Raw genomic sequence first — 23782 nt, 5'->3', positions numbered from 1 at the left:
TTTCTTAGTAGTTTTCCACTACTATAAATACGCTCTCTGTTTATTAACCTACATTATTTTTATATGATAGAGTGCATTCTACTAGATTTAGAATTCATACAAACTATGCAAATTTTCAAGGGATAGTGGAGAGAAATGCAGGTTATTATAATTGATCAACAAGCTCTTGGTTTAGTGATAGATACGTTGCCAATACCCTTAAATCAAACTAGATTCTTTAGATTCGCTATTTCAACTTGTAAAATTACAGCTGTGGATATAACTCCTTCTGCAACGTAGTTCATTTCTTTCAAGAGGTCACGTTGCAATTTTTCTAAACTTGCGAAATGAAAAACCAAATAACCTGCTCTATTTATTTTTTGATGGAAGGTTATTTGGTTTTTTATATTGGTATGAGTGAATTAAGGGTTTCTTAAGAATCTATTAAGAAATATGTGAGTTTTAGGAACTAGAATAAATTTATCCTACCAGTAAGAAGAGAGTTAATGATTTAAACGGAAGTTCATAGAGCATGTCAAAAAACTAATAAATAAGTATTTCAGGAGGTTTTTATGAAAAAGAAAATAATTATTGCAATTGGTGCTTTTGCTATATCACTGACTAATTTTGTAGGAAGTACTTATGCAGACTTGAAAACAGAAGTTTCTGTTACAGCTCCCTACAATACAAATCAAATAGTAGAATGGTTAGAAGCACATGCAAAGCCTTTAAAAACAACTAATCCAACTGCACCTCTTAATGATTTGAAACCACTTAAGAATATGGTAGGATCAGCTTCAATCGTAGGTTTAGGTGAAGCTACGCATGGAGCTCATGAAGTTTTTACAATGAAACACCGCATTGTTAATTATTTAGTATCTGAAAAGGGTTTTATCAACTTAGTATTAGAAGAGGGATGGGACAGGGCTTTGGAACTTGATCGATATGTTCTTACTGGTAAAGGAAACCCAAGCCAACATTTAACACCTGAATTTAACACGAAAGAAATATTAAATATGCTTAATTGGATAAAACAATATAATGCTAATCCAAAACATAAATCTAAAGTGCGTGTCATTGGGATGGATATACAATCAGTAAACGAAAATGTTTATAACAATATAATAGAATATGTAAAAAGAAACAATTCAGAGCTTGTGCCTAGTTTAGAAGAGAAGATAAGAGGCCTTATTCCTGTAACAAAGGATATGGATACCTTTGGCGGCCTTACGAAAGAAAAGAAAGAAAAGTTTAATTCAGATGCTAAACAAATCAGTGCTTTATTAGAACAAAATAAAAGTAATCTAAATGGAAAATCGAAAGAGTTCGCATGGATAAAACAAAATGCCCGTATTATTGAGCAATTTACTACAATGTTAGCGTCACCTCCTGATAAACCATCAGAACTTTTTTTGAAACATGATATCGCAATGTATGAAAATGCGAAGTGGACAGAAGAGCATTTAGGAAAAACCATTGTATGGGGACATAATGGACACGTTTCGAAAACAAATATGATTCCTTTTATATATCCTAAATTAGCTGGGCAGCATTTGGCAGAATATTATGGGAAACGGTATGTGTCTATTGGAACATCTGTTTATGAAGGACGATATAATGTATATAATAGCAACCGCGAATTTGGTCCATATGGAACATTAAAATCAGATGATCCAAACAGTTATAATTACATCTTTGGACAAGTCAAAAAAGATCAATTTTTTATTGATTTGCGTAAGGCAAACGGAGTGACAAAAACCTGGTTAAACGAACAACATCCAATTTTTCCTGGAATAACTACCGAAGGACCTGATATACCAAAAACTGTTGATATATCATTAGGTAAAGCATTTGATATACTTGTTCAAATCCAAAAAGTGAGTCCATCTCAACTACATCAATAAAAGCTCTTCTTGTCTCATATAAGCGTCTGGAGCTATTTAAACTACTTTTTGTTTACATTCATAATCTGCGTGAAAAGTTAATGGCTTTACATTACTTTTAAAATAAATACATTCTACATGCGGGAGTAACGAGCCTGATTTCATATGTGAAAGTAAGTATTTAATCTCTTCTCGAGTTTCAATCAGCATTTTAATATCCATATTCCTAGTCTGACATTTTATTAAAAACATAAAGGTAAATATTCATCGTTTGCATATAAAAACACTCCAATCACTAATAGCTATCGTACAAATCCCCTTATATATAATGTAAGGGGATTTATACTGCATAATGAAATATTTTCGTCTTCCGTCCGAACTTCCATAAGTTTTTTCCTCGGAAAGATAGGCTCATTAATTGGCGAAGCAGGCGTAAATATATCAAAAGAATATAAAACTTGAGTACCATTGGAAAGTCCTGCAGCATCTATAATATATTCTTTGTTCGCGCCATTTTAATTGCTTCTTCGCGATTGTTGACGCCGAGCTTCGAGTAAAGATTTGAGCAATAATTGCGTATCGTTCCCTCCGATAAAAACAGCTTAGAAGCAATTGTTTTGTAGCGAAGCCCGTACGACAGATGTTCCAAAATTTCCATCTCGCGTTTCGTAAGTCCATACGGGTAGTTTTCCTTACTTGAGCTGACCTTTTCCAGTTGCTCGCGTTGACGCTTCATTTCTTCGAAGATTCGCGTAGCGACAGATTGATTAATCCAGGTTCCTCCATTATAAATAAGTTTCAAAATTTCTATCATCTCACGTGGATGAATTGACTTTAGCACGTAGCCTTCCGCTCCATGCTCCAATGCAGTTGCCGCCTGTAAGGAATCCTCAAATGTTGTCATGAGCACAATCCTAATATTAGGCCATCTCTGTTTCATCTCAACTAAAGCCTCAAGTCCGTCCATTCCCGGCATGCGAATATCCATTAGTACGATATCAGGAGGGAACTGCTCACAATATTCTAATGCCTCGAGCCCGTCCTTTGCCTTACCAACGATGGTAAAATCAGCATGCTGATCCAAAACTTGCTCCAAACTGTCGGTAATAAGTGTCTGATCATCAACGATTAACAGGTGGATTCTATCATGTGCAGGATCTGTCTGCAACGGTATATTACATATGATAAATGTTCCTTGCTCAGCTTCAGAATAAACCGACAATGTGCCGTGATAGTATTCAAGCCGTTCCTTTATACCATTGAGTCCAAATCCAAATTGAATTTCTTTCATTCCGATGCCGTTATCCTCAATCTGTAACCGGATCTGTTGCCTATCAAAGTGCAGTTGAACGGCTATCGAGCTTGCCTTGCCGTGTCGAACCGCGTTTGTAAGTGACTCTTGAAGACAACGGTATAGGCAAAAGTTTATTTTTTGTATTACTAGAGTTTCATTGCCAATCACACGGAATGTAACCGTTGTACCTGTAGACCTCATAAATTCTTCGGTTAATTCTCTCAATGATCCACTTAACAAATGATTTAATGGATTATGAGAGAGCTGATGAAGATGTTTTCGGATATCATTCAGACTGTTTTGGGCAATACCGACGAGTGAATCAATTCTCTCAAACTGCGAATCTGGCACTGAGGTTCGCAGTGATTCGACACCCACAATGAGGGAGGTAAGAGTATGGCCGATTGTGTCATGCAGCTCATGTGACAGTCGGTTGCGTTCTTCTATTAGCGTAAGTTCCTCAATCCGCCTAATATGTTGCTCCAGTAGCAGCTTCTGCTCTTGTATAATTTGGGCTTGCTTATGATACTGAATTAATATATTAAATGCCATCCCAATGACAAAACCAAGGCTACAGCTAAAGATAGACTCATATGGGAGCTGATTAGCGATCCAACTGTTCAATGCTGGGAATACAATTCCACAGAAGATACCTGTCCATACATAGTTTTTATGAATGTTTGCTAAACCGATAATCATCACGAGTAAAACGAAAGACCAGAGCAATCCCGGTGCTACGTAAGCTAAATAAAGATAAAATAAGCCTGATGCCGTGACATCGACCGCAAGATACCAATCCTCTTTCTTATATCGGACGATTAATGGAGCAAGATAAACAACTATAGCAAGAGAAAGTACAATCCCAAATGACGCATTGATTAATGATGGATATATAAAATCAGCACTTATAATTACGAACAGCCAAAATGTTCGAACAGTTACAAATATCCAATCATACCAAAACCATTTTTTTATTATTGAGAACATAGATTATGCACACCTACTTGTATTATTTTGAGGTTAATTTACTAAGTATTCAGATTTATCATGTAACATAACTTTCAATACGTCAATAAAAAGAGGAAGGAAAGTCATAGAATAGCTGTTAAATCTGTCACATGATATAGGTGACAGATTATCATACGATTTATATGACATATTTACGCATGGTGTCATGAAATATTTAGTTGTTTTATCACTATGTTATTTAACAAATTTGAAGTTAAGGTGAGGGAGTGAAGCAACAGAAAATTTTAAAATAATAGGAGAGATGTGCTATGAAGTCATTCATCACAAAAAAAGGAACAACAATTGCTTTAACAGCGACTATACTGGCTGGAGCGCTAGTATTACCTACTAATGGAAATGTAAACGCAGTGTATAAAAAGACTCACACCCAACAGGCTGTTGATAAAGCAGCTAATACTGATAATATTCCAGGTGTTATTGTTTCCGTGAAAACTGGAGATGCAAACTGGTCATATGCTTCTGGTGAAGCAAACATTGAGAGAAATCATAAGGTGGATGCTGATTCTGCCTTCAGGATTGGAAGTACAACGAAGACGTTTGTCGCGACAGTTATATTACAGCTTGCTGGAGAGAAGAAGCTAAGTCTCGATGACACGGTAGAGAAATGGATGCCGGGGCTCTTAAAGGAGAACGGGTATGATGGAAACAAAATTACAATCCGACAATTATTAAATCATACGAGCGGAATTCCGGACTTCTTGACTCCAGAGCTTAAGAATAAATTACTTGAAAATCCAAGTGAAAATTATACACCTGAGCAGTTAATTGCTCGCGCTTTGGAATTAGAACCAGTAAAGGGTTGGGCATACTCGAGCACAAATACAGTTATTGTGGGGCGTATTATCCAGAAGGTTACTGGGGAGACATATGCCGAACAGATTAAGAAACGAATTATTGAGCCACTCGGACTTAAAGATACAGTCCTTCCTGGAAGCTCGATGGATATCCCGAAAAAAAACGCTCGAGGCTACTTAAATACGGGTGATAAATTAGTAGATATTACAGTGCTTAATCCATCATTTGCTAATGCAGGCGGTGAAATGATCTCGACAGGAGAAGACTTGACGACGTTTTTCCGCGCATTATTAGGTGGAAAGTTGTTGACACCAGAGATGAAAAAAGAAATGATGACTAGTACAGCTGATTCACCATTAGGAAAGTATGGGCTTGGCTTACATGCAACAAAATTGCCGGACGGTACCGAAGTATGGGGGCATGGTGGTGGCATTCCCGGATTTACTAACTTTGCAGGTGGAACGGAAGATGGTCAACATGTCATTTCAATAAACATCAATGTACTAGGAGCAGAAAAACATATTAATAATATTTTAGTGTCAGAATTTACAGGGAAAATTAAGAAAGGACTTATGGATAAAGAAAAGAAAAGGAACCATCGAGAAGAAGTCAAATACGTAATCGATCAGGTAGTAACTAATAAAAAAATCCCAAGTGTCATAGCAGGTGGATTAAAAGACGGCAAGCACTGGTCTTATGCTACAGGGATAGCGAGTTACGAGGTACCACGCGCAGTGGAACCGAACTTTTCATTTCGTATCGGAAGCATCACGAAGACGTTCACAGCTTCAGTTATACTACAGTTGGCTGAGGAGAAACAATTAAACCTTGATGATTCTGTTGAAAAATGGCTACCGGGGGTCGTAAAGGGTAATGGTTATGACGGTAACAAAATTACGATTCGTCAGTTACTAAATCATACAAGCGGGATAGCATCCTATACAGATTTGGATATACGAGATATTACCTTGCCTCAAAATCCATATCGTTACTATACAGCTGATGAACTGATCGGCTTGGGACTTGCTAAGCAGCCTGTATTTGCACCAGGAGAGGGTTGGGACTATTCAAATACCAATACGGTGCTAGCTGGTCAAATTATTCAAAAAGTAACGGGAGATACGTATGCAGAACAAATCAGAAAACGCTTCATCGAACCACTTGGGCTAAAAGAAACATTTGTAATGGAAGCAAATCCTCATATACCAGGGGAGCATGCTACAGGATATAATATGGACAGATCGGGTCATTTGTATGATTTGACAGAAATAAATCAATCATGGGCAAATGCAGCGGGAAATATGGTTTCATCTGTCAAAGATTTAACTACTTTCTTCAGTGCGCTGTTGGGCGGAAAGCTTCTAAATCAAGAGATGATGGACCAGATGCTCACAACAGTAGATTCACCTATTGGTAAAGTCGGGCTAGGAATTTATGAAGAAAAGACACCGGATGGGCAATCATATTGGGGGCATGCCGGCGGTACTTTCGGATTTGAATCTAGAGTTGGTGGCTCTCTAAGAGGGGAGCATATTTTAGTAACTTCCATAAACACAGTAGGTCCGGAAGTTATGGTGGGGCGGGATAAAATTTTCAATAAAGAATTTGGCCGTTAAGTTTAAAGTCGACATCGTGCCCTTTATTTAAGGGGGTGTCGGCTTTTTTGCTTCGATTTCCATTTTTTATGTGAGAGAGGAACACTTGCTTCCTGCATTCAGAATAAAAACACATTTAAATTGATAAGAAGCAGAGTACCATTACGAAGGCGTATTTATAATTCGATTAGGTGAAATCCACTAGAAGTAACGCAAGGGTTCGTTATTTTTCGGTCCACTTGTAATAAACTTTGCAATTTTTGATAAAACGATAACTTTAAGGTAGTTAGATTTGAGATTTTCAAGAACTTCATGAAGATACTAGGTTCTTATTAGGGATAGTCAAAACTCTTAAGTTGATGTATGTGTGGGAACTATATCAAAAAGAAGATTGTATGTTTAGACAAAAAATAGCCGGTTCCCTGTACCTTAAGAAACCGGTTATTTATTTTACTGCTTTTTTATGAGTTATTGTCCCATAATGGTTTTAAATAATCGAAATTTGTTTTTTGCTTTGGCTTAATACAGATGGAACACCCATCCTAAATGTTTGCCATAATTCGTGTTTGTATGAATGCCTACTTCTGTATAATAGGTAGGGCATAATAACCAAAAGCTAAATCGAGCAAGGCACTTGCTTCTTGGCGCAGTAACAGATCCTTCGGACGGAAAATAAAGGATCCATCAGCGTTGATCAAAGTATCAGGGTCTACGATTCCTTGAGAAGCAAGTGCTTGAATAGATTGGACTGCCCAGTCATCCGCAGCATCAAGTAATTTAACTTTCTTAGCTTGGTCAGGTTGAATCTGCTTTAAATTTTGAATCATGGTTGCTGCGATCTGTCGGGTAATCGGAGCTGTACGGTCATATCCAGGAATACCTATTATAAATTTCTCCTTGGCCTCATTGGATTCGTCTGGAAAAGCACTCCACCCATGTGCACGCAACAAGGAATCAGCAAATTCTCCTTGTGTCATAGTGCCCATTGGTTCGAATATATTGCCCGTTTTAGCATCCATGATGTTTAAAGTATGAAGATTATCGATATGGCTTCTATAGTTACTCTTTTGCGGGACATCCGCAAAGGATGGCTTGTTGTTAATTTTCTGGGCATCAGCCATAAAGTCTAGGCTCTTAGGAGAGTTGTAGTGAAAATATACGATTTCTCCAGCTGCATTTTTTTTGAAAGCAACCTTTTTTCCTTCCGAATCCTCAAATAACATCGGATGAATCATTTTGAGAACTTGTTTTCCGGCTATTCCCCCTTCCATGACCAAAGTCCCATTTTCATAGGTAAAGTGGGTGCGAATTGCAGCTAAACGTGTGTTTTGGTACAAACCTAAATATTTCTGGGCTCCCTTTTCCTCTAACGGGAGATATCTAGTTTTTTCCCCCTTTTTAGCGGGGAAATAGTGATCCATGAGAGCTTCATACATGTCTATACTCATCGTTGAATCATTATTGTAAGACATGAAGAATGCTGTTTTCTGCTCAGGCACTAAAATCATCATTGATTGATGTCCCGGCATACTTCCCCCTTTTATTACAACGTGTTGCCCATTAGCCAAGTCATTGAAAGGCGTTTCAAATCCAATTGTTGCAACTGGAATGGTCTTATCATCAAAAACTTGATAGGCATGCATCATATCCATGCTTTTTTTACTTACAATTTCTTTTCCCTTAAACTTTCCGTTCTGTAGCTGCATAATCATGTATTTTGACATGTCTTCTCCGGTAGATATAATACCTCCTTGTGGTGCATCCATTAGACCGTTTCCACTTGTTGGAATTGGATCGCCAGTGGGCCCATAATGTGTAGCCATTCTCTTGAGAAGATTAGGCGTAAAGCTCAAACTTGAAGATTTCATACCTAATGGTTTGAAAACGTTTTTTTCCATATATTGCGAAAAAGGTGTATTTGTAACATTTTCCACTGCAAACCCTGCGAGTGCAAATGCAACGTTGTCATACGTATAAGATTCTCCTGGCGGCCGTACCACCGTTGGCATTTGTTTAGAGAAAAATTCCTTCATCGGTATACTGTGATTAACGTATTCGGGTCCGGTTATCGTGGTGATATCAGGTAAATCTACTCCGCTGGTATAAGTAAGCATATTAAACAAGGTAAGGGGTTTTCCTGTTTTATTAGGTATTTTCAATCCACCGAGATATTGTTGTACATCCTGATCTAGTTTAAGATTTCCTTTATCAACTTGCTGCATCACAGCTAAGGCAGTAAAAGTTTTTGAGACTGAAGCAATTTGAAAGACTGTGTCCTTAGTGACGGGAATTTTCTTCTCTTTATCAGCATATCCATACCCTTTATTGACGACGACCTTTCCATCATGAACGACGACAAAACTGGAACCGTTTACATTGTACTTCTTCATTTTTTCCTCAAATAACGAATCAGCAAAAGATTCTACTTCTTTTTTATTATTGGGTGCTCTCGTCTTTTGGATATCGATTGTGGCTGCGGATGATTTTGATTTTCCAGCTTCTAATGATTGTTGGGAACAAGCAGAAATCATACTTGTAGAAGTGAGCAGAATTACAACTATCCCCAGTTTGTTAATTACTTTTTTCATTTTGGTACGCTCCTTTATTAGTTTGAAATTTTTTGTTGGCACAACGAGTTAGCGGCTCGTTAGTGTATGAACAGAGTGTAGCAAGCGGCGAGTCATAGTCGATAGTGAACTTTTGTCATATTTATAAAGAACAACAAAAATTTAGTGGGATACGGCTGTATTAATAGCTATGTCATAGAAACCGTGACATTTTGACACTACCGTATGTGACAGAAAAACACTTAGAATCAAAGAGCAGCTTTTAACGCATTAGCAATGAATGAGGAGGAGAGATTTTAATGACAAAAGCATCAGCTCAAAAGACTTTGCAAGATTTCTATTTCTTGTTATTTACCTTTGTATCCGGATTCTTTTACTTTTGTTTCTATCTGGTCAGCATTACATTTGCATTAGTAATGACGATTATCTTTTTAGGTATTCCCTTGTTGGTTTGGGTGCTACAAACAACTCACACGTTTGTTCAGTATGAACGCATTCAAACGAAGGTTTATACGGATATATCGATAGAGTTATTCGAATCAAGGAAAAAAAAGGAGGGAGATAAATGGATTAAAGCGAGAGATACAATCCTTAATAATAGCAACTGGAGGGCTATTTTTTGGCTCATGCAGAAATTTTTTATCGGAATAATGAGTCTTATATGTGCTATTTTACTGTATGTAACGCCGCTAGTATTTATCGTTACGCCCTTACTTTTTAGGTATTTTAATATATACTTATTGGGAATTGCTATGAATTCATGGACGAAAGCTTTTTTTGTCATGATTATTGGATGCATTCTCATCTGGATACGTATATGTATTGGAAACTGTTTAGTTCGAATAATTGGAATCTATACACGTACAATGTTTAAAGCTATAAGGGAGTGATAATTTGTTTAAGACTTTGAAAATATGGTTCTGGTTTGATTGGGCCTTACTTTGTATACGTTTTATTATTTGGCTATCATTGATATCAATGACTATCCAACAACAAGATCATTTGACAGTACCACTTTGGATCATAATTCTTTGGGAAGTAGTTTCATTTTCAGTACCTTGGATTTGTTTAATGTTCAGTTATCGCTATTATTTGTTTACTGAAATAATATTATTTGGCGGAGTGAGTTTCTATTTAACTTTATTATTTCCGTCAGCGTATCTTGCTTTTTTAATGCCAACTTTTATGATTGCGGCAAATAGCGCTCATAAATCTTACCGCTGGTCGGGTCCTATCACAATTATTTTGTTCCCGTTGCTCATTGCGATATTTTTCAAAGTAACAGATTTATGGGTAATCATCCTACAAATTGGTTTAGCCTTTGCTATGGGTTCTTTTTTTCGTTTACTGGTTATTAATTACCGTCAAAGTGAAACTATTCGGAACCAGAAACATGTATTGGAACAATACATATCCCAAGTCGAGCGAATAACATTACTTGAGGAACGTGATAGGCTCTCAAAAGACTTACACGATACGATGGGGTATTCCTATACCTCAATTATTATGGGGATGGAAACATTACGTACGGAATTAAATTCTAAAGAAGGGGAGCAACAGCTTGATTCATTATTACAATTAGCCCGTAACAGTATGGAAGAAGTAAGACTGTATTTGCATCAAATGGATTTATCACAAGAATCGCTTCCCTTAGCTGTCACATTACAACAATTGACAGAGGAATTTAAGAAACATGCAAAAGTAACTGTACGTACTCGAGTAATAGGGGAAGAGTATATGGTCTCCAAGCAATCAAAAATGACACTATATCGAGGCTTGCAGGAATCATTAACAAATTCTGTTCGCCATGGGCATTCTACAGAAATCCTTGTTTCACTTCACTTTGAACCACAACAGATACGATTGGATGTACAGGATAATGGCTGTGGGGTAGACGAGTGGACGGATGGTTTTGGATTAACTGCAATGAAAGAGCGTGTGAGTCAGTCACAAGGAAGAGTCGTTGTTTACTCCAAAAAAGGGGAAGGGACGTTAATTTCATGTGTATTACCGAAACAAGTACAACTGTCTAATGAACAAATTCGCTTGTGTATTGTAGATGATCATTCTTTTATTCGAGAAAGTCTTCATACAATTTTGGATGTACAGGAGGATTTACAAGTAGTGGGAATGGCTGAAGATGGAGAACGGGCTGTGGAATTGTGTGAAAGACTAAAACCAGATGTAGTATTAATGGATTTAGAGATGCCCAATCTGAATGGAATTCATGCGACTAAAATGATTAAGGAAAAATGGCCGCACATTCGTGTACTCATTCTGTCAACATTTCAGGATACAGAAAAGGCAAAGGAAATCATACGAAATGGTGCGGATGGATATTTATTGAAATCCATAGATTCGCGTGAACTAGCTGAATCAATTCGTCTAGTCTATCGAGGAGGCACGATGATTAATCATGACTTGTTCCATAGAATGTGGAAAGAAAATGAAGAAATAGGATCATTTGAATCAAAATCAGATGGAAAAGAGCATGGATTAACGAAACGAGAACTAGAGATTTTGGAACTATTATCACAAGGCAGCCGTTATAAAACAATAGCCTCGAAGCTTTACTTGTCAAACGGAACAGTAAGAAATTACGCCTCCAATCTCTATGAGAAGCTAGGAGTCAAAAATCGAGATGAAGCCGTGCAAAAAGCTAAAGATATAGGCTTACTTTTATAATTTACATCAGAAAAGACAATGATCACAAATAAATAAGTTCTTAAAAAAAATTATCAAGACCTAAATTTAGAAAAACTAAAGAACATAAGCTGTTTGACATATTTTACATGACTAATATGTCAAACAGCCTTTTTTTTTATGATTTGTTCTTTAACTAAAGTTCGTATGAGTGAAATAATATAATCTATGCTCTTCAACTTCGATACCACGCTACTGCTTTTCGTTCAATCTCCAATACTAGCTGTTTCTTTCCTTTAATGTTCATGTGCCGGATTCGCAATACTGGTTGTTCTCTTTAACTGATTAATCATAGTTGGGGATAGTTACATCGAATTTAGTTGCTAAAAAGGGAAATCATAAGAGTGTTTATTATATTTCTAAATTTTTGTATATTTTATAGTTACTGGACCTTCACGTAGTGAGTATATCCGTGCACAAATCATTTTAAGAGTATGCCAGGAAATCTTTGATTTATCAGGGGTAGCACCACATCGCTATCAAGATAATATTTTGAAGAATCCTCAAAACAAAGAAATGTACATTTCATCTGGAGATGTACATTTTCTCGTTTTGGGGGTAGTTAAGTCTCTTAAGTTGATTGGCATGGGGGGCCCTTTATATCCTAATCAAAAAATGTAGGCTCAAGCCTACCGATATTCATCTCCCCCTAAAATTGGTGTTTCACACCTTCACATTTTTGAGGAATCTATTGTCGGAAAACAATAAAATCTTATCAATTATTATAATTAGTAGAATTTTTATAGAAATAATCCTCCTAATCTATTAGAATAATATCGTATAATGTCAGATTATATCGTATAATGTCAGATTACGTTAAGGGGAGAGAGAGATTTATGTTGAAAAAAATCATTCCAGTTGCTTTGGTATTAAGTACAGTTACTTTTTCAAGTGTATTTGCTGCGCCTTCAGCTCAAGCAAGTACAGAACCAAACCGCTACATAGATGTACAAATGCTCGGTATTAACGATTTTCATGGGCAACTAGACACTGTAAAGAAAATTAACAATAAAGATGCAGGGGGAATCGAGTACTTAGGGGCTTATTTACGTGATCGTGAAAAACAAAACCCAAATACATTAAAGGTACATGCTGGCGATGTTGTTGGAGCAAGTCCTCCAGTTTCAGCATTATTACAAGACGAACCCACGATTGAATTTCTAAATGATTTGAAATTTGATGTTGGAACCATAGGAAATCATGAATTTGATGAAGGCATTGAAGAAATGCACCGCCTTATTTATGGTGGATACCATGAAAAAACAGGGAATTTTAAAGGAGCAAAATTCCCATATGTTGCCGCAAATTTCTATAATAAATCCACCGGTCGTCTATTTTTACCACCATTTACTATAAAAAAGGTACAAGGAGTTCCTGTTGGCTTTATCGGAGTCGTAACAACAGATGTTCCTAACCTTGTTATGCCTACTATGCTAAAGAATGTAGAAATTACAGATGAAGTTGAAGCCATTAACAAGTCCGTAAAGCAATTAAAAAAGCTAGGCGTTAAATCTATCGTTGTTCTTGCGCATAACGGAGGTACAACAAATGAGAACGGTATAACAAATGGTGATATCGCCCGATTAGCAAATGAGACTGATCCAGAAGTCGATGTTATTTTTGGAGGGCATAGCCACACCTATGTAAATGGAACTGTTAATAATAAACTTGTCGTACAAGCAAATTCTTATGGTATGGCTTTTGCTGATGTTGATGTAAAGATTGATCGTAAGACACAAGATATTGTTGAGAAAAAAGCAGAAATTGTTACAACCTACCATGAAGGCATGGAGCCTGATAAAAAAATAAAAAAGAAGATGGAGAAATATCAAGAAAAAATCGCACCTCTTGTCAATGAAGTTGTTGGTAAGTCTACCGCTCCACTAGATCGTAAACTAAATACGGCTGGTGAATCTACCCTCGGCAATTTAGTTGCTGATGCCCAGCGTGCAAGAATGCAATCCCAAATTGCTCTTATGAACCCTGGTGGTATTCGTAATGACTTAGATGCTGGTGATATTACATGGGGAGAGATATATGGCATTCAACCATTCGGAAATCAATTAATAAAAGTTAATTTAACGGGTCAAGACATTCGTGATATTTTAAATCAACAATGGCAAAAAGACATTACAAGAATGCTTCAAATTTCAGGGATCCAATACACTTGGGATGCGAATAAGCCAAATGGAGAAAAAGTCACAAGTATTCGCTTAACAAATGGAGAAGAAATTATTCCTTCTAAAACTTACAGCGTCGTTGCGAACGCATTTCTAGCTTCAGGTGGAGATGGATTTGTGTCCTTTAAAAACGGGAAAGATGCTGAAACAGGACCAACTGATTTTGAAGCATTAGTAGATTATATAAAACAAGCAAAAGAACCAATTCAGCTTATTATTGATGGAAGAATTCAAAAAATAAATTAGTTTTATATTAATCTCAAAACACTTAGATTACCTGTTTACTATACTTTTTAGAGTGCAGGTAATCTATTTTTTTGTTTATCTTTAAATGACAACGTAAAAATTATTGATTGGGTTGATTCTACCTGGGTAGTTATTCGTGCAGATGTATTTCGAACATATCTATTGTATTCTCATTCTTAAAAAGAAGGTGAAAATATGTTAGGTCAAGAGGTAGATATAATTTTATAACATTTCAAGATGCACAAGAAGAAATGCCAGGTAAATTCTATATTGTTGTAAAATAATTAATATGGCCTTATGTAAACATAAAAACCGTAGAAATAATTAATTTCTACGGTTTTTATTGTTCTGTTCCCATTCTAAATCTCTCGTATCTTATAGAAAAATCTAGGAAACAGTGCAAATAATATAACTAATGTTTTTTTATATAACTCTCTCTTTATCTTTGTATATGGAAATTATAGTGGATTTTTTATAAAGAAGAAATTGATTTTAGTAACATTAATATTACAAAACTGCAATGATTATTAGGTGTCACATCCACTCAAAAAATCCAGTCATAAAAAAAGAGGGAGAAGGCATCTTTTATTGAAGATTGTTTATAATAGCTTTTTAAACTGTTAGGGGGATCATAAAGTAGATTAGTAATCTCTTTGATAATTTTAATTTTCCTTATAGTATATGGCATGCTGTATTAAAAAAAATTTAATTTTGAAAGGAGAATCAATAAATATGAGCACGAAAAAAAGAATAGGGAATAAGTTAATACTTGTCAGTGCAATTTGTGCAATAGCTATTCCCTCGGTTTCATATGCGGAGGAGGTAATTTCACCTAAAAATTTCGCGAGTTCTTCAAATTTATATGAGGGACGGAATACGGATATATTGAAATCAAGCTTATATCCTGGTACATATAAAAATCCGTTCAATCACCAATTTATTTCGACATTAAAGGAAACGAACAAAAATATAAAAAAAATAGACAATACTGAAGATGAAAACCCTGTTATAGCTACTACCCTTTCATTTATCCGTTATATGGATACAGAAGATTATAAATCTGCAATTGATTTAACTTCTCGATCATTACAGAAAGTAATATCCGAAGAATGGCTGAAGAGCTATTGGAAGGGAATCCCTGCGCAATTACAAGCAGGTTCTTTTATGGGAATTGGAGAGGTAACACAAAAAGAAACAAATTCCGTTCATACAAATGTAGAGATTAAATTAGCTTTTGAACAATTTACTGTACCTTTACTAATTAAACTAGATCCATCTGGAAAAATAGATGATTTTCAACTTAGTATGTCGTTTAGTCCTGTTGCAGATCGTCCATCATATAGTAAGCCTGAATCATTTGTTGATAAAGAAGTAGTAGTTGGAAGTGGTGCGTTTCCATTACCAGGAACATTATCTGTTCCAAAGGGAAAGGGTCCTTTCCCAGCTGTTATTCTTGTGCAAGGATCTGGAGCAACCGATCAGGATGAAACGGCGTTTGCTTTAAAACCATTTCGCGATTTAGCTGAAGGTCTTGCCTCGAAAGGAATTGCTGTCCTTCGCTATAATAAACGAACTTATGAACATGGATTGAAAACACAATCCAGTCCCTTTTATACAGTTGATAAAGAGACAACAGATGATGCTCTTCTTGTGACTCAATTTCTTAAAAATGAACCTCTGATAGATAAGAATCAAATTTATATCCTTGGTCATAGTCAAGGTGGAATGATGCTTCCAAAAATGATTGAAAAAGACCAAAATCAAAATATTGCTGGGGCAATTGTAATGGGAGGACCAGCTCGTACGATCCAAGATGTTGTTTTAGATCAATTTGAGTATCTTTTTTCTATTGGAGCAATGAAAGCGGATGAATATAAATTTTACAAATCGCAATTTGAATTATTAAATGATCCCAATTTCTCTAGTCAGAATCCTCCAAAAGATTTTTATTTAGGATCAGCAGTATTTTGGGATTCTATCCGTAAAATTAAAGCAGCAGAAATGTCAAAAGAACAAAAGACACCGCTTCTTATTATTCAAGGAGAAAGAGACTATCAAGTTCAATCAAAAATCGAAATTCCTCTTTGGAAAGAACAATTAAAAGAACGAGATAATGTTGATTATCGACTATATCCAAAGTTAAATCACTTCTTTACAGAAGGAGATGGGGAATTAAGTAAACCAGATGAATATTATAGTCCTGCTAATATCCCTGAGTATGTTATAAATGATATTGCTGCTTGGGTGCAAGAAAAATCGAAATAAAATTAGTAACCATATTTTTTAATAGAAGTCACCATATATGCCTATTAACTTAAGGATAGAAATTAAATGAGTTTTTGTTCAAATAAACTTAATAAAGGGGTGTTCTTTATGTGTACTAGTTTGACACTGCAGACAAAAAGCGGTCAGCATCTTTTTGCAAGAACGATGGATTTTACATTAGATTTCAATCAAGAAGTAATAATAATTCCTCGAAGTTATCAATGGAACAATATAACTGGTGAAACTATCGAGACGAAACAAGCTGTTGTCGGGATGGGGATTAACCATCAAGGAAGGATCATCCTGGCGGACGGAGTAAATGAATCAGGTATGACATGTGCAACACTCTATTTTCCAGGATTCTCTACTTATAGTAATAGTATAGATGACAATAAAACGAATTTGGCTCCATTTGATTTTGTAGCGTGGAGTCTCACACAATTCAATTCTGTCGAAGAGTTAAAGAAATCTGTAGATAGTATTTCCTTTTTGGATGTACCATTACCTGTTGTAGGAGTTACTCCACCGCTCCATTGGATTTTAGCGGATAAATGGGGAGATTGTATTGTACTAGAGCCGTCAACTGAAGGATTAAAAATATATGATAATCCTCTTGGGGTAATGACCAATAGTCCGGAGTTTAACTGGCATTTACAAAATTTAAGACAATATATTGGTCTTAAATCGCAGCCATATGCGCCAACACAATGGGGGGATGTACCATTAAGTGCTTTTGGACAAGGTTCAGGTTCGATGGGACTCCCTGGGGATTTCACCCCACCATCAAGGTTTGTACGGGCAGCGTATGGCAAACAAAATATACAAGGTATAGATAACGAAGAAGAGGGAATATCGGCCATTTTTCATATCTTATCAAATTGTGAGGTTCCAAAAGGTGGGGTTATAACGGAAGAAGGTACATTAGATAATACCATTTATACAAGCGCAATGTGTATGGAGTCCGGTACATATTATTACCATACCTACGATTGTAGACAAATTATAGCTATTCACTTATTTCATGAGAATTTAGATACTGATGAAATTAAAACTTATCCGTTTCAGCGAAAACAAAAGATATTTTATGAAAACTAATTAGATTTGGAATAACATTTCAATATGAGAAAGATAACAGGTCAATATATTTCTAATCATTTTAAGTGAAAGGTATGTGATTGAGATGAATAATACATATAATGAAAAGACACATACTTCCATTAAACAATTATTTAACAAATTTTCACCACAAGCTCCTGGCTTTGTATATATTGCTAGTTTCGATGGCGGAGCAACTTATAAAGGTGCAGTTGGCCTAGCCTCTATAGAGGAAAACCTACCCATAACTACCAAAAACGTTTTTAATATTGCCTCAGTTTCTAAACAATTTACAGCGTTTTCTATATTACTCTTAGAACAAGAGAAGAAATTGAGTTTAGATGATTCAATTGTAAAGTTTGTCTCATCTATAGGAGTATATGCTGAACCTGTAACATTGAGACACCTAATTTATCATACAGGTGGACTAGTTGATTATATGAAATTGGCTAAAGCAGCAAATATTAAATATACGGATACATTAACTGTGGAAGAATCGCTAGAACACCTTAAAAATCATCAGATCGCAAGGTTCCCAGTTGGAACAAAATTTGAGTATAGCAATACAGGATATTTTTTATTATCACAAGCGATAGAGAAGGTAAGTGGCAAGTCTATACGTCAGTTTACAAAGGAACGTATTTTTGATCCTTTAAATATGAGAAACACAACAATTGTAGATTTCTACCCAGCTACTATATCAATTACTAGTGGATATTCGAAGAATGAACAAGGAACATATAAAATTTATGAAAGTCCTTGGGAACATACAGGGGATGGGGCAGTTCACGCAACAGTTGAAGATCTGGTAAAGTGGGGAGAGAATTTAACTACAGGTACCGTTGGTGGAAAAGACCTTGTTAAAAGAATGAGCGAAATAGGTCCGAAAATTTCTCCAACTGGAGAGACGATTATTGACAATGAAGATTATGCTTTTGGGCTAAGGATTGCAGAAGGTTTTAACTGTCGATACTTGGAACATTCAGGAAGCTGGGCAGGTTATCGTTCACACTTCATGCGGTTTCCAGAAGAATCTTTGTCTGTTGTGGTACTAAGTAACTATGATGAATTTGACTCTAAAAAATATGCAAATGAAATAGCAGAAATTGTTTTAGAATAGTAAAAAAATAGAGCGTAGAAGACAGTACTTGGATATGATTTACCCCACGTTGTTTTAATGGAAGGCAAGCATATATTAATGCCTGCCTTTTTTGGTATTAAAATTAATATTCATACAGTTAAAAACCTAATTAGAAATTATTTGAACATAGATTGCTCAATGGGGTTAAACTTTATAATTTATAAAAAATAGAATTACATATAGAAAATTATATATTATAATTATCAAACTTAATTTTATTGAAAATTGAAATATTAAGTAATATCCCTCTATTAAATTAATTATTAAAGAGCCTCCACTAAAACTAACAAATAGAAATGGTGTACCCTTAAGAGAAAATAGTCCTGTAATACCACATAAATTCACAGCAAATCTCATACTAATTGCTATAATACTTCCGAATGGATCTTCACATAGTTATGCAGTTTTTGAGGAGCGAAGAACTATTGGCAAAACTCCAGCCAATATAGTAAGTACCAATATTCCATAGTTCTTAAGAAATAACTAAAGTAGAATTCGAACTATGTATTTTTTACATAATAAAATCAAGATTGAAACGAATAATACACCTCATTTGAATACCAGAAAAAGTTCAGCAAAATAAAATTGCTAAACTTTTATACTTTATTCTTCCCTATTCTGCCTAAACTATCTTTAATAGTTGTTTCCCCAAGTTGAGTGTATAACAAAGCTGTATCTTGACTGGTATGCCCAAGTTGCTGCATGACTTGTAATGAGTCTTTTTCTTCCATATATAATTTATTTGCCAATGTGTGTCTTAATTTATGAGGAGACATTTTTTTGCCATAGGCCTTAGTATATTTTTCTACTATATCTTGGATAGCCCTAACCGAAAGAGGCTGTGCAGTATGTTTATACTTCGATAGAAACACATTTTGTAATTCTTTCCCTGGAGCGTATTTATTTACTCTAATTTCCATATACTTTTCAAGATCATTTAATGCAATTGGTGTAATCCATACAGAATCTTCTTTGTTTCCTTTTCGGATTACATCAATTAACCTTTCTTTTAAGTTTATATCTTCCATACGGAGATCGGCCAATTCACTTACACGAATACCACTACCAAGAAAAAGGGAAAGGATAGCTACATCACGATCTTTATCTCTTAGGAAATAGAACAACTGATGTTTTGTTAAAGATTTTTCATGTTCGTACTTAATGTAATTCAAAAACTCTTGATCGTCATCATTATGAAATATTTTAGATCTCATACGTTTTGCACGGGCATTTAATGTTTCCTTATCTTTATGTATTTCAATTTTAGCCATTACATTTCTATAAAAATAACATTCTCCATCATCATTCTCTGATAGGGAGGTAAGGTACTTAAATAAAGACTTTAAGGCTGAAATTTTTCTGTTAACAGAGGAATTCTGCATATTTTGTTGTAGTTTTAAAAACCTCATAAAGTTCTCAACATCTTTTTTCTTTAAATTCTCCAAATCAGAGAAGGATATGTCTTTAATGGGCTTAAATTCAATAATTTGTTCAGATAATAGCCAATTAAAGAAGACTCTAAAATCATATACATAATTCAGTAGAGTGGAGGGAGAGGCATCATGCAATTCTTTGTACTCCACAAATTCTTCTATGTAAAAGGGCATTTCATTTAAATTCTCGTATAATTTCTTACGATGTACTGATTTTTGACGTTGCTTGCTGTAATCCATAAAAATCACCTCATATATACTATAACAGAAAATATACACGAACACAAGTTCGCGTTAAATTCAATTTTTACACGAACTTATTTACATAATTAAATTATGTAATACTAAAATTCACTCGAAATTGAATGAGAAAGTGTAATTATTCTAATAAAAGTTATAGATAACCAAGTGATAAATTCATATTTGGCGATAAAATTATATATGTATATAAAATAAAACGATTTTCAAATATACATTCTAACAAAATGAATACATGAACACAGTTTAAAAGTCGTTATAAAATGTGAATTGGTTAATTTAATCAAGGTTAATCAGGAGGTAGTTAGATAACACAAGAAAAGCTCTTATAAATTAAAATGAAATTCACTATAAAAATTGTTTATGAGTAATTCAGCATTTGATTATTCTTATATAAAATATCAATTATATGGTGTATACCAATATACTAAGATTCATGCAATTGGGCTTGAAATCCCTAGATACTGTATTTGATTTTTATATAATCGTATTATTCTGCGTAAAATTGGTATTTCGTGCGAAGTTGTTAGGTGTTTGTTTTCCCCCTTTTTAAAATTTTTTTATGCTCATCCAACAAAATGCAGCATTCACCTTTCATCAGTATAAATATCTATTAGTTTCAGATACATTCACCTATACATTTTTATATTGATTACATGATTGCTTATAGAATTTACTCAGCATATAAATACACGTTATGAAAACTTTAATACAAAACAGTTAACTTTAATCTCTAAAAACTGAATAGGTTGTGATATCGAAAGAGAGTGTTTCCTTAAGTCCTTTTTACGTCAAAGGTATCCTTTATTCTATCTATAAAAAATGTTTTCTCATTGTTGTTCGATACTAGTATTCATATAATATATCACTTGAATGCTCAAATCATTTTTATTTTCAAAATGATTGTAACTTTCTACAAAGAAGCCCTCACATAGGTGTCAAAATAACTTAAACAAGTTAATGACACCTATGTGGGGACTTTTTAATTTCTTTACTAAATCCCTAATTCTTTTCACACCACTTGATAAAAGTATGCTTTACCAATGTATTAACTCATTCTAAAATTACGTATACTTACCCATACGTGTTAGACTTATTAACTGTGAATCTTTCAAGCGCTATTTTACAAATGTGTACAAATTGTTCTCTTATCTATATTGTACTAATTTTTTTTATAGTCGGCACTCATTACCTCTATGTTCTATTACAATTCAGTTTGATTCTTCATTTTTCTTTTTTCTGATTCATATATTCTTCTAAAGTTAGTTCTTCTTTATATATATTGTCAGCGATATCTCCTACATAACGAATATGCCAAGGCTCATAAGCATACCCTGTAATACTCTCCTTACCTTTTGGGTAACGAATGATAAACCCTGCACGATGTGCGTTATCTTTCAACCATTTTCCTTCCTTCGTATTCGCAAAGGCTAGCTCTAGTTCATTGTTTGCACTTTTAGAAGAAACATCCATCGTTAACCCTGTTTGATGTTCACTATGTCCAGGCTTTGCCGAGAAACGATCCGTATGCTCTTGTCCCTTCCCTTTAACATTGTTAGCATACAGATTTTTTTGATATTCATAAGAACGAAATCCTGAAACAGCGTTCAACTGGATTCTTTCTTTCTTTGCTAAATCAAATAACTTTTCTAGTGCGTCAGCTGCCTCTTTACGAAGGTGACTCTTTTCTACCGTTCCACTAAATGAGAATGGTACATTTGGTACAACTAAATCTTCTGGCTTATAGTCTTCAGGCAACCCATATTCCTTATTCACTACAGCCTGTACACTTGCAAAAGAACTTACTTTCTCTTTATTTATGGAGTTTTTGCTATTATCATAGTTTGTCTTTCCAGGTCCTTTACCAATAGATATGTTGCTGTTAAGTATAATGATACCTAGCATCACAATCATACAAGCGAAGATTCCTACTAATTTAAGTCTCATGATTCATTTCCTTCCTGCCACTCTAAATGTTTCTCGTTCATCATACTGCAACCATATCAAATTCATATTAACTTGATGTGAACTTTTGTTCTTAACATATTTTGTAACAGAAAGACAGCAAATCCTCCTATACGTTTGATAGGCATTAGATACTAACACGTAGAAACCAATTCTATTTCAACATATAGAATAATATTCTAAAAATTTGTATAATAAGATAAGAAGTGTAGCATTCTATTATAGAAAGGTCTTGGTACTATGCTAGGTATTCAGGTAAAAAAAACACAAGAAGAGTTAATAATTAAATGGCAATTGGTAAAGGTTACAATCCCTTTACGTGATGTAATCGAGGTTACTGAAGATGGTACCTATGCTGGCGTTGAAGATCCTAGTGCAATTCGTATTGGAGCAGCCTATGGGACAACAGACCGTATTTTAATCAAAACGGTAAAACAAAATTATGTACTGTTTACTACGAACAAAGTGTCGATTTTAAAAGCTATTCGTGCTTAAAAAAGGTCATATAAATTGAATCAAACAAAGGAGAGGAGTCATAGAATAGACTCCTCTCCTTTGTTTGATTGAAATTAATTTTATGCTCCATATTCATTACAGTATAGCTTTTACAACATAAGCTTCTGGTTTGTTTAATTGACGAATTGTAGAATAACTTATCCCAGGTCCTTTACGTAAGTTAACGTTGTATCCTTCAATATAAGCAACACCATCAGTAACAGCCGTTGGGAATTCTGCTGGTTTAGATGGTTTCTCAGGAACAGAAACTTCTATACTAGCATTAGAAAATGTTTATTCGACACTTCAAATACTATATATACTTATCAAATCTTTCTTTAACAATAAACAAGACGCCACCCAGATCACGGCAGCGCCTACGATAATTGCTATTGGTTTAATCGATTTATTTATCCTCTCGTCATTTATTTCTTTGCTTCCATACCCCATTCTCTTTACGATAAGTATTATTGCCATTCATGAAGTCAGCTGTATTGCCAGGAATTCTATATTTCTTATTCTTTTTCTTAGCCTTCTTCTTCAGCTTTTTCTCTTCTTGAACAGCTTGTAAATCCGCCTTCCATTGTTTTAACAAATCCTTTTCAAGTCGCATCGAATTTGTACCTCTTAGAGTAAATATATGAATTTAATTATTGGATTCTTCCTATTTATATAATTATTTAAAACAATTGTCTATTACATTCTCACATATACCAATTTATGTTTTTTCTTCTAAATAGACCAACAATATATTAAAATCTTCTATATGCCCAAGGAGGTTTATCATGCTCGAATTTCATAAAAAACTACCCATATTAGGATTCTTTTTGTTTTTATACGGTTTCATCAGTATCATCGT

The 23782-nt window shown here is 34.8% G+C and carries 14 protein-coding genes and 4 pseudogenes; 10 read left to right on the top strand and 8 right to left on the bottom strand.

What is annotated here, in order from left to right; translation table 11 throughout:
- Nucleotides 1-551: 551 nt before the first annotated feature.
- Nucleotides 552-1883, top strand: coding sequence for an erythromycin esterase family protein (locus QCI75_RS28085; protein WP_353761806.1), 1332 nt, complete (start codon nt 552-554; stop codon nt 1881-1883).
- A 39-nt stretch (nt 1884-1922) separates the two neighbouring features.
- Here QCI75_RS28085 and QCI75_RS28080 read toward each other — a convergent pair.
- Nucleotides 1923-2066 (bottom strand): annotated as a pseudogene (locus tag QCI75_RS28080) (helix-turn-helix domain-containing protein); the annotation flags it as partial.
- Nucleotides 2067-2349: 283 nt separating this feature from the next.
- Nucleotides 2350-4143: a response regulator gene (locus QCI75_RS28075; RefSeq protein WP_353761805.1), complete on the bottom strand. Its 1794-nt coding sequence runs from the start codon at nt 4141-4143 to the stop codon at nt 2350-2352.
- A gap of 290 nt (nt 4144-4433) precedes the next feature.
- On the opposite strand from QCI75_RS28075, the gene QCI75_RS28070 reads away from it, so the two are divergent.
- Nucleotides 4434-6596: a serine hydrolase domain-containing protein gene (locus QCI75_RS28070; protein ID WP_353761803.1), complete on the top strand. Its 2163-nt coding sequence runs from the start codon at nt 4434-4436 to the stop codon at nt 6594-6596.
- A gap of 557 nt (nt 6597-7153) precedes the next feature.
- Here the strand turns inward: QCI75_RS28070 and QCI75_RS28065 are convergent.
- A complete protein-coding gene (locus QCI75_RS28065; protein WP_353761802.1) occupies nt 7154-9163 on the bottom strand; it encodes a serine hydrolase domain-containing protein in 2010 nt (669 codons plus the stop codon).
- A 278-nt stretch (nt 9164-9441) separates the two neighbouring features.
- Between QCI75_RS28065 and QCI75_RS28060 the strand changes: the two genes are divergently transcribed.
- The 7 genes and pseudogenes from QCI75_RS28060 (at nt 9442) to QCI75_RS28030 (ending at nt 18751) form a co-directional block, all read left to right on the top strand.
- Nucleotides 9442-10032, top strand: a complete 591-nt coding sequence (locus QCI75_RS28060; protein ID WP_353761801.1) for a sensor domain-containing protein — start codon at nt 9442-9444, stop codon at nt 10030-10032.
- A gap of 4 nt (nt 10033-10036) precedes the next feature.
- The gene (locus QCI75_RS28055) at nt 10037-11827 is read left to right on the top strand and encodes a response regulator (RefSeq protein ID WP_353761799.1); all 1791 of its coding nucleotides are present in this window, start codon (nt 10037-10039) and stop codon (nt 11825-11827) included.
- 854 nt (nt 11828-12681) lie between these two features.
- A complete protein-coding gene (locus QCI75_RS28050) occupies nt 12682-14271 on the top strand; it encodes a bifunctional metallophosphatase/5'-nucleotidase (RefSeq protein ID WP_353761797.1) in 1590 nt (529 codons plus the stop codon).
- A gap of 84 nt (nt 14272-14355) precedes the next feature.
- Nucleotides 14356-14442, top strand: a pseudogene (locus QCI75_RS28045) (aminoglycoside phosphotransferase family protein); the annotation flags it as partial.
- Nucleotides 14443-15003: 561 nt separating this feature from the next.
- Nucleotides 15004-16536 (top strand): alpha/beta hydrolase, encoded by a 1533-nt coding sequence (locus tag QCI75_RS28040; protein ID WP_353761796.1) that lies wholly within the window; start codon nt 15004-15006, stop codon nt 16534-16536.
- Nucleotides 16537-16644: 108 nt separating this feature from the next.
- Entirely contained in the window at nt 16645-17631 is a 987-nt protein-coding gene (locus QCI75_RS28035) for a choloylglycine hydrolase family protein (protein WP_353761794.1), read from the top strand.
- Between the two features lie 85 nt (nt 17632-17716).
- Nucleotides 17717-18751, top strand: coding sequence for a serine hydrolase domain-containing protein (locus QCI75_RS28030; RefSeq protein WP_353761793.1), 1035 nt, complete (start codon nt 17717-17719; stop codon nt 18749-18751).
- 208 nt (nt 18752-18959) lie between these two features.
- On the opposite strand, the pseudogene QCI75_RS28025 reads toward QCI75_RS28030, so the two are convergent.
- The 3 genes and pseudogenes from QCI75_RS28025 to QCI75_RS28015 all read right to left on the bottom strand — a co-directional run.
- A pseudogene (locus tag QCI75_RS28025) lies at nt 18960-19228 on the bottom strand (cell division protein FtsW); the annotation flags it as partial.
- 140 nt (nt 19229-19368) lie between these two features.
- Nucleotides 19369-20445: a tyrosine recombinase XerS gene (gene xerS / locus QCI75_RS28020; protein WP_353761792.1), complete on the bottom strand. Its 1077-nt coding sequence runs from the start codon at nt 20443-20445 to the stop codon at nt 19369-19371.
- 1242 nt (nt 20446-21687) lie between these two features.
- Nucleotides 21688-22410, bottom strand: coding sequence for a M15 family metallopeptidase (locus QCI75_RS28015; RefSeq protein ID WP_353761790.1), 723 nt, complete (start codon nt 22408-22410; stop codon nt 21688-21690).
- Nucleotides 22411-22668: 258 nt separating this feature from the next.
- Here QCI75_RS28015 and QCI75_RS28010 point away from each other — a divergent pair, with 258 nt between their 5' ends.
- Nucleotides 22669-22923 (top strand): SunI/YnzG family protein, encoded by a 255-nt coding sequence (locus tag QCI75_RS28010; RefSeq protein WP_353761789.1) that lies wholly within the window; start codon nt 22669-22671, stop codon nt 22921-22923.
- A 105-nt stretch (nt 22924-23028) separates the two neighbouring features.
- Here QCI75_RS28010 and QCI75_RS28005 read toward each other — a convergent pair.
- Nucleotides 23029-23202 (bottom strand): annotated as a pseudogene (locus tag QCI75_RS28005) (N-acetylmuramoyl-L-alanine amidase); the annotation flags it as partial.
- Between the two features lie 142 nt (nt 23203-23344).
- Nucleotides 23345-23536 carry a hypothetical protein gene (locus tag QCI75_RS28000; protein ID WP_353761788.1) on the bottom strand — a complete coding sequence of 64 codons (192 nt, stop codon included), beginning with the start codon at nt 23534-23536 and terminating at the stop codon, nt 23345-23347.
- Nucleotides 23537-23782: the final 246 nt, after the last annotated feature.

The organism is Bacillus cereus group sp. RP43 (assembly GCF_040459645.1).
Taxonomy (GTDB): Bacteria; Bacillota; Bacilli; order Bacillales; family Bacillaceae_G; genus Bacillus_A; species Bacillus_A mycoides_C.
This window is presented reverse-complemented; position numbering and strand designations above follow the sequence as displayed.

Excerpts from the sequence above, each read along its gene's own strand:
- QCI75_RS28065 (WP_353761802.1), bottom strand. The coding sequence starts at position 9,163 with ATGAAAAAAGTAATTAACAAACTGGGGATAGTTGTAATTCTGCTCACT.
- xerS (WP_353761792.1), bottom strand. The coding sequence starts at position 20,445 with ATGGATTACAGCAAGCAACGTCAAAAATCAGTACATCGTAAGAAATTA.
- QCI75_RS28075 (WP_353761805.1), bottom strand. The coding sequence starts at position 4,143 with ATGTTCTCAATAATAAAAAAATGGTTTTGGTATGATTGGATATTTGTA.
- QCI75_RS28040 (WP_353761796.1), top strand. The coding sequence starts at position 15,004 with ATGAGCACGAAAAAAAGAATAGGGAATAAGTTAATACTTGTCAGTGCA.
- QCI75_RS28085 (WP_353761806.1), top strand. The coding sequence starts at position 552 with ATGAAAAAGAAAATAATTATTGCAATTGGTGCTTTTGCTATATCACTG.
- QCI75_RS28030 (WP_353761793.1), top strand. The coding sequence starts at position 17,717 with ATGAATAATACATATAATGAAAAGACACATACTTCCATTAAACAATTA.
- QCI75_RS28070 (WP_353761803.1), top strand. The coding sequence starts at position 4,434 with ATGAAGTCATTCATCACAAAAAAAGGAACAACAATTGCTTTAACAGCG.
- QCI75_RS28035 (WP_353761794.1), top strand. The coding sequence starts at position 16,645 with ATGTGTACTAGTTTGACACTGCAGACAAAAAGCGGTCAGCATCTTTTT.
- QCI75_RS28050 (WP_353761797.1), top strand. The coding sequence starts at position 12,682 with ATGTTGAAAAAAATCATTCCAGTTGCTTTGGTATTAAGTACAGTTACT.
- QCI75_RS28060 (WP_353761801.1), top strand. The coding sequence starts at position 9,442 with ATGACAAAAGCATCAGCTCAAAAGACTTTGCAAGATTTCTATTTCTTG.
- QCI75_RS28015 (WP_353761790.1), bottom strand. The coding sequence starts at position 22,410 with ATGAGACTTAAATTAGTAGGAATCTTCGCTTGTATGATTGTGATGCTA.
- QCI75_RS28010 (WP_353761789.1), top strand. The coding sequence starts at position 22,669 with ATGCTAGGTATTCAGGTAAAAAAAACACAAGAAGAGTTAATAATTAAA.
- QCI75_RS28000 (WP_353761788.1), bottom strand. The coding sequence starts at position 23,536 with ATGCGACTTGAAAAGGATTTGTTAAAACAATGGAAGGCGGATTTACAA.